General features: G+C 44.7%; 13 protein-coding genes. 7 read left to right on the top strand and 6 right to left on the bottom strand.

What is annotated here, in order from left to right; all coding sequences use genetic code 11:
• Positions 1 to 121: 121 nt before the first annotated feature.
• On the top strand, positions 122 to 547 hold the full coding sequence (locus tag ACQY73_RS29965; protein WP_428657854.1) for a hypothetical protein: 426 nt from the start codon (positions 122 to 124) through the stop codon (positions 545 to 547).
• Between the two features lie 7 nt (positions 548 to 554).
• Here ACQY73_RS29965 and ACQY73_RS29960 read toward each other — a convergent pair whose 3' ends face one another.
• Together ACQY73_RS29960 and ACQY73_RS29955 are read right to left on the bottom strand one after the other, a co-directional pair.
• Entirely contained in the window at positions 555 to 1,022 is a 468-nt protein-coding gene (locus ACQY73_RS29960; RefSeq protein ID WP_428657853.1) for a hypothetical protein, read from the bottom strand.
• A 192-nt stretch (positions 1,023 to 1,214) separates the two neighbouring features.
• On the bottom strand, positions 1,215 to 1,910 hold the full coding sequence (locus ACQY73_RS29955) for a DUF3592 domain-containing protein (RefSeq protein ID WP_428657852.1): 696 nt from the start codon (positions 1,908 to 1,910) through the stop codon (positions 1,215 to 1,217).
• Positions 1,911 to 2,230: 320 nt separating this feature from the next.
• Between ACQY73_RS29955 and ACQY73_RS29950 the strand changes: the two genes are divergently transcribed.
• The 4 genes from ACQY73_RS29950 (at position 2,231) to ACQY73_RS29935 (ending at position 7,376) form a co-directional block, all read left to right on the top strand.
• Positions 2,231 to 5,425: a ligand-binding sensor domain-containing protein gene (locus ACQY73_RS29950; RefSeq protein ID WP_428657851.1), complete on the top strand. Its 3,195-nt coding sequence runs from the start codon at positions 2,231 to 2,233 to the stop codon at positions 5,423 to 5,425.
• A 115-nt stretch (positions 5,426 to 5,540) separates the two neighbouring features.
• Complete coding sequence (locus ACQY73_RS29945; RefSeq protein ID WP_428657850.1) at positions 5,541 to 5,957, top strand: globin family protein; 417 nt, start codon at positions 5,541 to 5,543, stop codon at positions 5,955 to 5,957.
• Positions 5,958 to 5,960: 3 nt separating this feature from the next.
• On the top strand, positions 5,961 to 6,599 hold the full coding sequence (locus ACQY73_RS29940; protein ID WP_428657849.1) for a sensor histidine kinase: 639 nt from the start codon (positions 5,961 to 5,963) through the stop codon (positions 6,597 to 6,599).
• 15 nt (positions 6,600 to 6,614) lie between these two features.
• Positions 6,615 to 7,376 carry a LytR/AlgR family response regulator transcription factor gene (locus ACQY73_RS29935; RefSeq protein ID WP_428657848.1) on the top strand — a complete coding sequence of 254 codons (762 nt, stop codon included), beginning with the start codon at positions 6,615 to 6,617 and terminating at the stop codon, positions 7,374 to 7,376.
• A 230-nt stretch (positions 7,377 to 7,606) separates the two neighbouring features.
• Here the strand turns inward: ACQY73_RS29935 and ACQY73_RS29930 are convergent, their stop codons facing one another.
• Complete coding sequence (locus ACQY73_RS29930) at positions 7,607 to 8,341, bottom strand: head GIN domain-containing protein (RefSeq protein WP_428657847.1); 735 nt, start codon at positions 8,339 to 8,341, stop codon at positions 7,607 to 7,609.
• A gap of 197 nt (positions 8,342 to 8,538) precedes the next feature.
• Here ACQY73_RS29930 and ACQY73_RS29925 point away from each other — a divergent pair, with 197 nt between their 5' ends.
• On the top strand, positions 8,539 to 9,405 hold the full coding sequence (locus tag ACQY73_RS29925; protein ID WP_428657846.1) for a sugar phosphate isomerase/epimerase family protein: 867 nt from the start codon (positions 8,539 to 8,541) through the stop codon (positions 9,403 to 9,405).
• A gap of 61 nt (positions 9,406 to 9,466) precedes the next feature.
• On the opposite strand, the gene ACQY73_RS29920 is transcribed toward ACQY73_RS29925, so the two are convergent.
• The 3 genes from ACQY73_RS29920 to rsmH are packed head-to-tail and all read right to left on the bottom strand — an operon-like array spanning position 9,467 to position 13,051.
• Positions 9,467 to 11,662 carry a penicillin-binding transpeptidase domain-containing protein gene (locus tag ACQY73_RS29920; RefSeq protein WP_428657845.1) on the bottom strand — a complete coding sequence of 732 codons (2,196 nt, stop codon included), beginning with the start codon at positions 11,660 to 11,662 and terminating at the stop codon, positions 9,467 to 9,469.
• A gap of 48 nt (positions 11,663 to 11,710) precedes the next feature.
• Positions 11,711 to 12,103 (bottom strand): FtsL-like putative cell division protein, encoded by a 393-nt coding sequence (locus ACQY73_RS29915; protein WP_428657844.1) that lies wholly within the window; start codon positions 12,101 to 12,103, stop codon positions 11,711 to 11,713.
• Positions 12,104 to 12,148: 45 nt separating this feature from the next.
• Complete coding sequence (rsmH, locus tag ACQY73_RS29910) at positions 12,149 to 13,051, bottom strand: 16S rRNA (cytosine(1402)-N(4))-methyltransferase RsmH (RefSeq protein WP_428657843.1); 903 nt, start codon at positions 13,049 to 13,051, stop codon at positions 12,149 to 12,151.
• Between the two features lie 521 nt (positions 13,052 to 13,572).
• On the opposite strand from rsmH, the gene ACQY73_RS29905 reads away from it, so the two are divergent.
• Positions 13,573 to 13,890 carry an aromatic acid exporter family protein gene (locus ACQY73_RS29905; RefSeq protein WP_428657842.1) on the top strand — a complete coding sequence of 106 codons (318 nt, stop codon included), beginning with the start codon at positions 13,573 to 13,575 and terminating at the stop codon, positions 13,888 to 13,890.
• Positions 13,891 to 14,220 lie beyond the last annotated feature (330 nt).

The following is a 14,220-nucleotide window of genomic DNA, read 5'->3' as shown; positions in this document are numbered from 1 at the left end:
TGCAGTAATTGACCTTAAGTCAGTGCTCAATGCTGATAAATATCATCTGTTTTAGGTCAGAAGGTCATAAAAAAACAAAAATTTAAGCGCAATTATTTGGCAATAATACGTTTGCAGATTCATGATAAAAGCGCTTCGATTTTTAGCTGTTTTATTATTATTGTTCAATGGCATTGGCGCCCTCTACGGCGGAGGCTCATTGATGAGTGACCCAACCGGCCAAAAAATACAGCTTCCGCTTAGCTATCTGCAATACTCACCTTTTACTGATTATTTTATTCCGGGCATTGTATTATTTATTGCTAATGGTGTATTGAGCATGATCGTCACCGGCTTGGTCTTGATCCGCCATCGACACTATGCTCAATTCGTTGTTTTGCAGGGAGCCATTTTGTGCGGATGGATCGTCATTCAGGTGTTAATGGTACGCAACATCTATTATCTGCACTATATCATGGGCTTCATCGGCATAGCGCTCATTGGTTCAGGAATTATATTGACTTTAAAAGATTCCCCAACTAAAAAGCGCCGTTCCAATCTCCGTTAAGCTGAAACTACGCTTCAACGATGGTTTCTAAGTCGGCAGGAGAATAAAAAACAGATTTCAGGGTTTTGTTGTCGGAAGTCCGATAAACGAGGTATTTGCCGCCATCTTCTTTGTAATAACATTCGGTGCCTTTGTCCTGAAAGTGCTTAATGGTTGCTTCGGCTTCTTCGATGGTGTTGCAGGCTTTGCTCATGTTTGAGCGCTGTACTTCGTCAAACAACGCTTTGAATTTACCTCCCAATCCAAATTCCAATACTGCGCCCGATAAAACGTACTGAATATCGGCCAACGCATCGGCCACGCCGACAATGTCGTTTTCCAAGATCGCCACTTCCAACTCTTTCAACTCTTCCGCAATGAGCGCCACGCGCAGTTTGCAGCGGTCTTCCGACGGAATTTGAGGCGTATCAAGAATGGGATGTTTGAAAGTGCGGTGAAATTCAGCAACTTGATTGAGACAGTCTAATTGTTCCATTGAATGTAAGGTTATCCTTTTGATAAATGAGCCTCAAAACTACAAAAAAACGCGGAGAAGCCCTCCGCGTTGTGTTGCTAAAGGTTGCACCCCACCCTAGATCCCTCCCCTCTTAGGGAGGGACTTTTTGCTCCCTTTCCCTCAGTGGGGCGGTCGGCCGCTGCCGAAGGGTTGGGGATAGGGGTTAAACAATCAATTCCCCATTTGGGGTAAGAAAGAAGTATCTACGTCGTATACATTATAATCAGTAGGAGAAACACGCACTTTGATTTTTTGCTCTCTCGATAAAAAAGGTGTTGGATTAAACCAAATGCTGCTGCTTTCGTACGTATAGACTTTCTGGGAATTTGGGTCAAAATACTGAGATACAATAATCCAAGGGCTTTTTCCGCCTACGGCAATGGAAGTATTATATCTAACATCAACAACATCGGTAAAAATCGATTGCCCATTGGCATTCAGCCAATCGGTTCGACGCTTGCGACGCCACAGCCAAATAAATCCGCCGTAACCGATGCCGCCGAAGATCACAAAGAAACCGCCGAAAATAGCCGGCAACAGCCATGAATCAATGCCTGCCAGAACCAATTCCTGCGGCTCGTTGGGTAAATACCACAATTTTACTTCTTCGCCGGCATCATACGCCGAAGGGCTTGAATACGTCGAGGAATAATAGGTAAGCGTTTCCCCCGATTGCGTCGTGTACGAGATCACGGGTGCGGACGAGCCTTTCGAATTTCGGTTGAAAGAAACGACCGTCCCGGTGGTTTCGACGCCATTGCGTCTGATGTATTGGTCAGCGTCCCAGGCATAATAGGCCACTACGCCGAATACCGTTCCTATGACGGCAAATATCCCAAAAAATAATACCCAGAAATTATTCTTCATTTTTATCGTTTATTAGCTGGTTGTCAGTTCTTTTCAACAAAACTAACGTGAAGATTCCGTACTGAAAAGCGCCACTTATTGAACGGTAAATTCACAACGGCTCAACCGTTTTCCCTTACGGTTCAGTCTTTGTTTCCCCACGGTTCAGGTATAAAATTCTGCGCTTTACCTACCTTTTTTTTTCGGTTCAGCGGCTTCGCGTTACTTTCAATGCGTTCCTCTTATAATATATTAGCTTGTCAATCAGGGATAATGAAGTAAAAGGAGACCGATTTTTTTGCACTTTTACAAACTATTTAACCTATTTCCCACTACATCGAATGCGGACAAGCTCATCCTTGATTTTCAGTTTACTGCTGAGCTGTTGGGCACAGGTTGTTGCCTTCGGGCAATCTTCCGATATTATATTTCAACACTTGAGTCCTGAACACGGGCTTCCGATTCATTACACCACGGGAATCACGCAAGATACTTCCGGTTTTATTTGGGTTGGGACTTTGGCCGGGTTGGCACGTTATGACGGTATTCGGTGTAAGGTATTTGAACATGAGCGGCACAATCCCGCTTCTCTTTCCGATATTATTGTTCGCTGCATTTTAATGGCTAAAAACGGCGCGCTTTGGGTAGGAACTCAACACGGATTTAACCGTTTTGATTTTAAAACCCAACAGTTTGAAAGCTTTCATTTTGATAAATATGGCCTCCGCTCTGATTATATTCGTTGCATTAGCGAAGATTCAAGGGGAAAACTCTGGCTCGGCACCGCCAACGGAGTCATTCTTTTTGACCCAAAAACCAAACAATCTGAGTTATTGAAACTTCCTACCGATGCCTCCTCCAAGCAGTTGGTGTATTCGACCCGCGCGCTCTTGGTCGATGGCAACACCGTTTGGATCGGTACTGATCTGGGGCTTTATCGTTACGATATTGCCAACAAATCGTTTCAGGTATTTTGTAAAAGCGACGAATTGGGTACCATTCCCGACAACTCTGTATCAGCTTTGGCCAAACACCCCAAAACAGGAAACATTCTGGTTGGTAATCGAGACGGTTCTTTATCGATTTTAAGCTTGGCCACCGAACATTTCAGGAAGTTGGAAATTGCGACCCAAGAACCCCGCGAAATCAGTCATTTATTGTTTGCCAAAGATGGGAACCTCTGGGTCAGTACGCAGGGACAGGGAGTTTTTTGTTATTACGAAAATCAGCAGAAATTCATTAATTATCCAAGTGAGATCAGCAATCCTAACAGTCTGAGTTCAAATTACGTAAAAAACGCTTTTCAGGATCGTTCGGGTGTTCTTTGGTTCAGTACCTCTTACAAAGGGATCAGTCGCTTTAATCCTACCAGTCAGTCCTTTACCTCTCCTTTAAAAGAAGCGGGCTATCAACCGACTTCTGCCAATGATGGAGCCGTTAATCGTATCGCCATCGACAGTCACAACAATCTATGGCTGGGCACCGACAACGGTGTGGTATGGGTAAATCAAACAACACATACACACAAAACGTACCGCCACGACCCTAACGACAAAAACAGCCTCGCGGGCAATAACGTTAATTGCATCTACGCAGATGCGAACGACCAAGTATACATCGGAACGCAGCGTTTTCATCATTTAGACCCTAAAACGGGCCGTATTGAACAGTTTGATTATTTACCCAATGAAGCGATGCCTTCTCCGCCGGCTTCCATTGCCCGTCGTGATTTTGTAGCCGGCAAAGTTGTCTTTGATGTACATCCTACCGGCGACGGGCGCATCTTTCTGGGCACCGATGAAGGCCTTAATATTTTTGACCCCAAAACCAAAACATTTGCCAATCGATTCAATGATGAACGCATTCGGCGCTTACCCGTAAATCGTTACAACAGTCTTTATCTGGACAGTAAACGAAATTTATGGGTAGGTTGCGGCGTAGATGAAGCGCTCTGTATCAGCCCGGATCTGTTAAAAGTAACAACATACCGTTATCAGGAAAACAACCCTAAAAGCCTGCCCGACAACGGCGTAATGTCATTTGCGGAAGACTCTAAGGGAAATATTTGGATGGGAACAGACAACGGATTGGCATGTCTGAATACCGGATCGCAATTGTTTACCAATTATTTTGTACGTGATGGACTCGCCAATAATTACGTATCCTCTCTCATACGGGTAGGAAATACCCTTTGGATGGGCACCGCTAACGGCTTGACCCGCTACGACGAACAACGCAAACGGTTTACATCCTTTGGCCGGGCAGACAATTTGGAAGTACTTTCCATCGAAACCAAAGCTGTAGCCAAGGACAATGCCGGCAACTTATATTTTGGAGGGTTATACGGTTTGGCTCGCTTCCACCCTGACCGCGTAAAGACCAATTCGTTTGTACCACCTGTGGTCATCACTTCGTTGCGGGTATATGGTCAGGAATTGCTTCCTACGCATATTCCTCAGCAAAATCTTCAAATCTCATTGGATTATGACCAAAACGATCTTAATATTGAAGCTGCTGCTTTAAGTTATGACCACTCAGAAAACAATCTTTTTTCCTTTTGGCTTGAAGATGTTGACAAAGGTTGGCGTCCTCCCACTTCACAGTCAGCCATCAGTTACCTCAATGTGCCGCCCGGCGAATATACACTGCACGTCAAGGCCGCCAATAACGATGGTTTATGGAACCCTGTTCCGTATACCCTCCGCATTGTCATTCATCCTCCTTTTTGGCAAACGTGGTGGTTTCAGACGTTAATGACACTTATCGTTGCCGGTATCGGCGTTTATATCTACCGTTCCCGGGTCAAGATCATCCAACGTGAACACACGACGCAATTAAAATTATTGGAAGAACAGCAAATCCTGCAAAATCAACTCAATCAGGAGTTGACCGAAAAATTGGACTTCCGACAAAAGTTTGAAGTCGTTCAAAAGCAACAGGTAGAAACCGAGCGGAAGGCCATCATGCTCGAACGCGAAAAGGTTTTGGCCCGTTACCAGGGACTCATCAACCAACTTAATCCTCACTTTTTGTTCAACAGTTTGGCCGTCTTAGACAGCCTTATTTACAAAGATCACAAGCTCGCCTCCAAATACCTTCGTCAATTGACAAAAGTGTACCGTTATCTGATCGAAAATGATGAAAGTGAAGTAGTTACCCTTGAACAGGAATTGCGTTTTGCCCGCGATTTTGTGAGTTTATTGCACATGCGTTACGGTACCGGACTCTGCGTAGAAATAGCTATTCCGGATGAAATTTCGCACAAAAAAGTAGTGCCCGTTACGTTTCAAAACCTGATCGAAAACGCCATCAAACACAACACAACCAGCTTGGAATCACCGCTTTGGGTTAAGATCAGAGAAGAGAACAATTATTTGGTATTTGAAAACAACTTACAAAAACGCGGAACCGTAACCACTTCCAACAAAAAAGGATTGGGTGATTTCAGGGCTTTGTACAGTTATTTGACCGACCGACCCATGCAGGTAAAAGAAACAGAAGACCGTTTTACGGTATATGTTCCGTTGCTTGATTAACGCCTCGATTTTCGCTTTCGCAGGATTAGCGATTTAAATCGACGGCTTACCTTATTTTTTTTAAAGAATCCATTTTAACCCAATAATTTTACCTAACCGACTTAGAATCAAACCTATGAATGATCAACAAAAAAAGATGGTACAGACAAGTTTTGCTCGGCTTGTTCCTAAAGCTGAATATGCTGCTGAACTATTTTATAAACATTTTTTTGAACTGGCCCCCGAAGTACAACATTTATTTAAAAGCGAACTCAGAACCCAAGGCATCAAACTGTTTCAAGTGATAAGCTTTACAGTTTGCTCCCTCGACAACATGGACGAGTTGCTGCCTCTATTGCAGGATCTTGGCAGGAAGCACGTCAAGTACGGTGCCCAAGATCATCATTATAAATACATAGGTGATTCATTGATCTGGACCATGAAAAAGGTACTGAAAAGTGATTTTACGCCCGAAATGCAGCAAGCTTGGACCGATGTGTACAGTGTGATGTCGGCAGCAATGATCGAAGCCGCTCACCAAGAACCTGTCTGATGAATGAAACCAACCCCTAAAATAGAGCCTATAACAAATGAATTGCCCGCTGAAAAAGTGAGTGAAAAACCTGCGTATGAAAACGATCACTCGGAGGTTAAATACCAAAATTTAGTCAGTCAACTCAATCCGCATTTTTTGTTCAACAGTTTGGCCACGTTAGAAAGTCTGATCTACAGTGACCAGCGTCTGGCGGTAAAATTTTTGAGTCAGCTTACGCGTGTCTATCGCTATGTGCTTACTTCCCGACATTCCAAATTAGTGAGTTTGGGAGAAGAGCTCAATTTTATCAAAGATTACTCAGACCTGCTTCAAACCCGTTTTGGAAAAGGACTTAAAATCTGCATCACCGTTCCTGAAGAGTTTCATCAGTACCGGATCGTACCCACGGCCTTGCAGATTTTGATCGAAAACGCAACACGTCATAATCTAACCGACCCTGACTCACCATTGTTGGTATCCATCAAGGTTGAAAATCAGAAACTTATTATTGAAAACAATTTACAAATCAAACGTACATTGGAAATACAACATCGACAGGGCTTGACCAGCCTGCGAAATTTATATAGTTATTTCTCTGAAAATACGCTTGAAGTTCAACAAACTCCCGAATCATTTTGTGTGCTTTTGCCACTCTTATAACCGAACCAGCCAACCATGAAAGTTTTGATTGTCGAGGACGAAGCCCTCATTGCCGAACAACTCCAACGAATGTTGAAAGATATAGCTCCTCAAACCGAGGTGTTGGATGTGCTCCACAGCGTAAAAACCGCCCGGCGGTGGTTTATGCAAAATGCAGAGCCTGACCTTCTTTTTATGGACATTCAGCTTTCCGACGGGATCAGCTTCGATCTGTTTAATTATTTTGACATAAAATGTCCCATTATTTTTGCCACCGCCTACGACGAATACGCTATTAAAGCTTTCAAAGTCAACGGTATAGACTACCTGCTGAAACCCATTGATGAAGAAGATCTCATTCGTGCACTCGGCAAATTTAAGGCACTTCAAAAAAACCAAAGCATTTCGACTGAAGTGCTGCAAACGTTGGCCAATCACCCTTCTCAGAAAGGGCGAATGTACAAAGAGAAACTGATCGTTCAGCATCGAAATACTTCTATCCCCATCAACCTGTCTGAGGTGTCGTTGTTTTACCTCGACCAAGTGATTTTTGTGGTAACTACCGATGGGCAAAAATACATTGCCGAACAAAATACCTTGGATGAGATCGAAGACATTCTCAATCCGAATGAATTTTTCAGGGCAGGACGTCGACAGATCATCAATCAAAATTCGGTAGAGAGTTATAAAGGAGATGCTTCCGGAAAGCTGTATGTAAAAACGCGAAGCACGCACGTGCCCGAAGTAGAGATCAGCCGGGAAAAAGCCCCGGTTTTTAAACGCTGGATCGACCGCTGAGAAAGTGGAAAGGCTAGGGTGTAAAGTGTAAAGTCTCTAAATCAAAACAGCGGCGTCCTAAAAATAGGACGCCGCTGTTTTGATTGTTATAAGGATTCCCAAAGTCATCCGTGCACTCGTGCTGTCAGATGCTCACATCTGACAGTAATGGTTTCTCAAAACCATTAATCAGTAGCTGTTTGGAAAGAGGCCGTTATTGCTGATAAGGAATTCCAAAATCCCAAATCTTCCTACGATTCGCTTTTTACCGAGCTGGCACCGGAAGTGTTTGAACGTACCGAAGCAGTTCCGCGATAACGCACGCTGCTGGCACCGCTGGCTTCCACGTCCAATTTGCCATCTACACTTACCCGTACACTGCTCGCTCCCGAAGCATCCAAAATAGCTTCTTTCACCGGAAAATCATAGGCTCTCAACGAAGTAGCGCCCGATACTTCACCTTCCAGACGACCTCCTGAACCCGTTAAGGTAATGGTAGAAGCACCCGAAGCATCTACAACGATTCGTTGGGCTTTCACCTGAATGTCTGATTTAGAAGCACCTGATATGTCTAAGTCCAACGTTCCCAGATCATTAAACCCGGAAACTTTCGATGTACTCGCACCTGAAAAATCAAGGGCTTTGACTGTTGGCATTGAAATGGTCACGATCACGCGTTTGCGGTTACGATTCCAATTATAGGAGTCTTTATAGTGAATACGAAGTTTCCCGCCCGATACTTCAGCTTCCAGATCTTCAAGATCCTGCTTGCGACCTTCCACTTTAACCCCATAATTTCCTTTAGTTACGGTAATTTCAAAAGCACTTCCCAACGAAAGGCGGTCAAATCCATTAAGGTTAAAAGTGCGGGTGGTGCGATCATCGTCTTGGTAGTCGCGGTTTTTTGATGAAAATGAACACGCTCCCATAAAAAGAGCACTTGCAAAAACAAGGGTTGTTAGGCGATAAAAAATGGCTGTTCTCATATCTATTTTGGATGTTTTTGTTTATAAGATGCAAAAGTTAAATTCAATGTTGCACCAACACTATTTTTTTTATTTAAACGTTTCCTTTAGCAAGTTAAAAGGACGTTTATTCTTTTCAAAATTTAACGCTTCCAATTCCTTTCCGATTACATTTGTGCCTTATTGAATTGATTAATTAATCCCTCAAAACTAACTCGATGAAACGCAGAAAATTCCTTCAAACTACCGCCGGCCTTGGTGCCCTTGCCTTACTCCAACTACAAGCGGAAGCCAATCCTCAGGCAAAAGCGGTAGGCTTACAATTGTATACACTCCGCGACGACATACAAAAGCAGGGGATCGAAAAAATCCTGCTCGAAGTAGCCAAACTCGGTTATAAAAAAGTAGAAAATTTCGGTTACGGTCAAGGTAAATTTTTCAAAAAAACACCTGCTGAGTATAGCCGGTTACTTAAAGATAACGGTCTGACGGCCATTAGTGGGCACTATTTAAGCGGTCGTATGCCGGGTGCTACCGATGGGTTGACCAAAAATTGGGAGAAAGCCGTAGAAGATGCCGCCACTATCGGTCAAAAATACGTAGTCCTCGCTTACCTGATGGATACCGAGCGCAAAGCAGACGATTACAAACAACTTTTTGAGATACTCAACAAAAGCAGCGACGTAGCCTTGAAATCAGGCCTCAACTTAGGCTACCATAACCACGATTTTGAATTTACTCAGAAAATTGACGGCGAAAAACCCTACGATCTGATCCTCAAAAATACCAATGTTATCATGGAAATGGATTTGTATTGGGTGGTAAAAGCGGGCGAAAACCCAACAGAATATTTTACCAAATACCCTAATCGTTTTCCCCTGTGGCACGTCAAAGATATGGCCAACACGCCCGAGAAAGAATTTGCGGAAGTAGGCGTCGGTACCATTGATTTTGCCGGCATTTTCAAACAAGCAAGTCTTGCCGGTTTGAAACACTATTTTGTAGAACAGGACGTCTGCAAGCGCCCACCGCTCGAAAGCATCAAGATCAGCATTGATAACATTCAAAAAGGAAAGTGGGGATAGAACCTCACCCCCTGCCCCCTCTCCTTAAATAAGGAGAGGGGATGTTTTTCTACCGTGAGGTTCATCGCAGCGTTAAAATATACGCGCCTCCTTTGTATTCATATTCAGCTACTTTGCCTTTGCCGGTATAACCTACTTTAAAGCCGTGGTTTTCAAGCAAATAAAGCGCATCGCGTAGGGTCATTCCTTTTAAGTTGGGCAGCTTATTGGGATCAGCATCCCGGTTTTCCCACTTCACGCCGTTTTTATCCTTTTTGGCTTCTACCCATCCATTCACATTCACAGGAGACTCAATGTCCATCTCTTCTGCCACCACCCGCAGATCATCGGCATGGCCTGCCCGTAGCTGACGCGACATTTCCGAATTCTTATTTTGTTGTTTCGGAATCGGTGGGTGCATATTGATGTCATAGCCTACAATCCGGTCTACCACTTCCTTAAACACCGGCGCTGCCACACTACCCGCATAAAGTTGCTCCATGCTGAATCCCCGAGGGCTATCCACCACAACCAGCACCGAATAACGAGGCGCATCGGCGGGAAAATAACCGATAAATGAGGTATTGTATAAACCGGGGACATAACGGCCATTTAGAAGTTTTTGCGCCGTACCGGTCTTCCCCGCAATTTTATAGTAGGGATTTTTGATGTGTGCCGCGGTTCCGTGTTCCACCACTCCTTCCAGCATAGCACGCGCCTTGCGCAATGAGCTTTCGGAAGCAATGCGTTGTTCGCTCTTGAACGGTATCATTTCCTGCACTATTTCATCAGCTTGTTTTATCTGTTTGACCAACATTGGCCGCACCCAATAACCATCATTGGCTACTGCATTATAAAACGAAAGCATTTGCAACGGCGTCAATTCCGATTCATAACCGTAACTCATATAGGTGAGTGAGGTCTTGCTCCACTGTTTATCCGAAGGTATCCGAATACGCGGATCGGGCTCGCCTTTCATCTGAATACCCGTAGGCTCGCGCAGGTGAAAACGTTTCAGATAACCGACGTATTTATCGGGCTTTGAATAAAAATAATCTTTCATCACCAAGTGCACGCCTACATTCGACGATTTCTCAAACACTTGCTGTGCCGTGATGGCTCCGTGTCCGATGCGTTTCGTATCGCGAATGGTGGCGGACTTGTAAGTGGCAATGCCGTTTCCCGTTTGATACACGCGCTTAGGCGAAAGCCCTTCTTCCAACGCCGCCAACATCGAGGCCAATTTAAAGGTAGAACCGGGATTGCCCAATCCCGCCAGGGCGTGATTGTAGGTCTCACGGTAACTTGAATCTGTATCACGGGAAAGGTTGGCAATGGCTCGAATTTCGCCCGATTGCACTTCCATCACGATCACAGACCCGTAGGCTGCCTTATAGCTGCGAAGGGTATTCCGAAGCGCCGTTTCGGCAATGTCCTGAAAGTTAACATCAATGGTTGTATGCAAATCAAATCCATTGATCGGTTGCAGTCCATCTTCGTCTTCGTTGGGCATAAAGGTCTGATCGTCAAGCACTCGGTATAACCCTACGCCCGGCGTGCCGGCTAAACGTTTTTCAAAACTGGCTTCTAAGCCTACCAAACCCCGATGCGTCTTTTTATCAAGGTAACCAACCGTCCGCTCGGCCAACGAACCGAATGGATTATAACGTTCGTACATGATCGTCAGTTTTCCTCCCCGGCTACGCCCAGTTGAAGAAAAACGACGGAAGAACGGCCAACCTTTCCAAGTGGCTTTCAGCATTTTTCCATCCTTCTTTTTGACAGTTCCCTTAAATTCCTGCCCCAGAATGATACTGAATTCGCGATAGGTGATCTTTCTTTTCAGCAATCGGATGTTACGGTTTCCACGTTTTTCATTTTTTTCAAACTCATGCCGCGCAAAACGTAATTCTTTTGCGTACGCTTCGGCGGTCTGCTGCTTGAAAGTAGTTGCAAACAGTCTCGCTACCGAATCCACCCGGCTGTAGAAATAGGCACTGTCGGCTACTGTTGGGTCAATGGAAACATCAAAATACGGCAATGAAGTAGCCATCAGACTTCCATCGTTCGAGTAAATGTTGCCACGCATAGCGGGAATGGTATCGACACGCACGGTCTTTGACATATAGTCAAGCCAGGGTTTTCCCTTGTAGCGGTCGTAATGTTGAATGTAAAAAATACGGTAAATAACCAACGCGCCGAGGATAATAAGCCCAATGGCTACTACCCAGGACCGCTGCAAAATATCGTCACGAATATTTCTGGTCTTGCCTCTCATGATTAAGGTAAATTAGGGTAAACAATGGCGTTTTTTCGGGTAGGTACTTTATTTTGTGCTTTTTACCTGAATGCGTTGCGGCGTTTGGCGGCTTTCCAACAAGCCCATTTTGGCCACTTTAGGCGCCAATTCTGACTGTTTACCCATTTTCATATAATTTGCTTTCAAAATAGTATAAGCCGCACGGTAGTTGTTGACCTCTTCGGTTGCTTTGCGCAATTGCCGCATTTGCCGTTCGGCATTGATGCGAAAAAACACCACAATAAGTCCCAGCAGAAGCAAATACAGGGTTCCATCAAGGTACCTGACGGGAAATTCACGCCCGCCGATCCATTTTTCAATGTGGAACCACTGCCCAAGCCAAGTCAATACCCGACTGTTGGTGCGAATGGGTCGTGGGGCACGCTTTTGATTTTGGGCTTTTAATACGTTGATGGCCATGGGTTAAGGGTTTATTGATGACTGTTATTTGTATATTTTTTGAGGTTATAATTTCTCAGCAATGCGCAGTTTCGCACTGCGAGCGCGCGAGTTTTGGGCAATTTCTTCTGCTGATGCTTCAATGGGTTTACGCGTAATGGACTGCAAGGGTTTGAGGTCGTTGCCAAACAGATCTTTTTCCACTTCTCCATAAAATTTACCTTTCCCGATGAAGTTTTTCACCAAACGGTCTTCGAGCGAATGATACGACATTACAACCAAACGGCCTTTGACTTTAAGCACTTCGGCCGACTGCGTCAGAAAATCCTGCAATGCACCCATTTCGTCGTTTACTTCTATGCGTAATGCCTGAAAAACCTGTGCAAAGTATTTATTCTCTTTTCCTCTTGGCACACATCGCTGCAAGCTGTCTTTCAATTCTTTAACGGTTTCAATAGGTTTGTTGGCGCGGGCCGCTACTACTGCTTGCGCGGCTGTTTTGGCATTTTGCAACTCCCCGTACATGCCAAAAATACGGTGCAATTCTTCGGAAGAATAGCCATTGACAATATCGCGGGCTGTACTTCCGCCACGCGTGTTCATGCGCATGTCCAAATTGGCGTCAAAACGCGTCGAAAATCCGCGCTCCGGCGTATCGAACTGGTGAGATGAAACGCCCAAATCGCCCAAAATTCCGTCCACTCCTTTAACGCCGTACAAACGCAGGTATTTTTGCAGGAGTCGAAAATTAGCATCCACAAACGTTAGGCGCTTATCGTCAATGGCTTGAGCATTGGCCCGCGCATCCGGGTCTTGGTCAAAAGCAAACAGGCGGCCTTTCTCGCCAAGCTGCGCCAGAATAGCTTTGGAATGTCCCCCACCGCCGAACGTGACATCTACATAGACACCTTCGGGGTGAATTTCCAAACCTTCCAAACACGCCTCTAATAATACTGGATTATGGTACATCTTTTGTCAATTAAGTAGGAACAATCCTTTTCCAGCCTCAGCAAAAGGCTTTGTCAGTCCAAACATGGACTTAGGTCTGTTCCAAAAGTATGGCCTCTGTCGATAAACGATCAGTGAGCAAACGCAAAATTAACGAACTTGACGAGATGCGGGGTAGAGTTCGTCAAATTAACGACGAACAGGGTACTAAAATAATAATCAAACAGGGGTAGCGACAGTAATTTCTCGTAGGACAAAGATAGACATTTCCCTCAGAAGGCGGTGGGATTGATTCTTTCTTTTTTTGGGAAATGAATGAAATTACGCTGTAGGGGCAGGCCTTGCGTGTGTCCGGTTTTGCCATAATTAGGACGCGGATTGGGCAGACGCAAGGCCTGCCCCTACCTACTTTCTACCCAAAAGAGAAGTAATAAGGCTTTTGCCTCGGTATAGACATTTTATATACATTCGTATCAGTATTTACATAAATGATCCATCTTCATGAATGACCGAATAAAAAGTCTTCCGGTATATGCCGCCAAATGCGCAACAGGCACATTATCCGCATCAAAGCCAATGTCATAGGAGCCGGCGTTGGTGTAATGTGCCTGCTCTTTTCCCCAACCAATACGTGGCTGTTGACCGTGGGCATTACGATTACCCTCGCATTGTGCTATTTATTCAAACCGGACGCCGGAATACGTTCTGCCATTGCAGACACCATTATCACTATGTTGCATAAAGAAGGAAAACACGTTTGGGATACGGCCATCTGGAAGGATCATTGCGGTACCGGCCGGCTGTGCGTTGGCTTTGATCATTACGTTTATCTTCCATTTCAGATCCAAAACAACGGATAAATCATCAACTGCAAATCCGCAGGAAGCATAAAGATTTTTCGAGCCTTTGGTGGTGTTATCACCACCAATTTATTTTACAATTCATAGTTTGCGTTTTTTCACTCGCAAAGGCGCTGAACTACATCGTAGGGGCAGGCCTTGCGTCTGCCCGGTTGCAACCAAATTTGCCCTATCGTAACCAAAATCGTATACAACGCAACCGGGCAGACGCAAGGCCTGCCCCTACGGCTGTCCGAAAGAGAATTGGTTGAGTTTATCCTTTGGACATAGACATTTTCATTTTACAACTTCACCGTTTGCACATAAGAATACTCACAAAGCCACGAATGG

This window comes from Runella sp. (assembly GCF_965279615.1).
Taxonomy (GTDB): domain Bacteria; phylum Bacteroidota; class Bacteroidia; order Cytophagales; family Spirosomataceae; genus Runella.
This window is presented reverse-complemented; position numbering and strand designations above follow the sequence as displayed.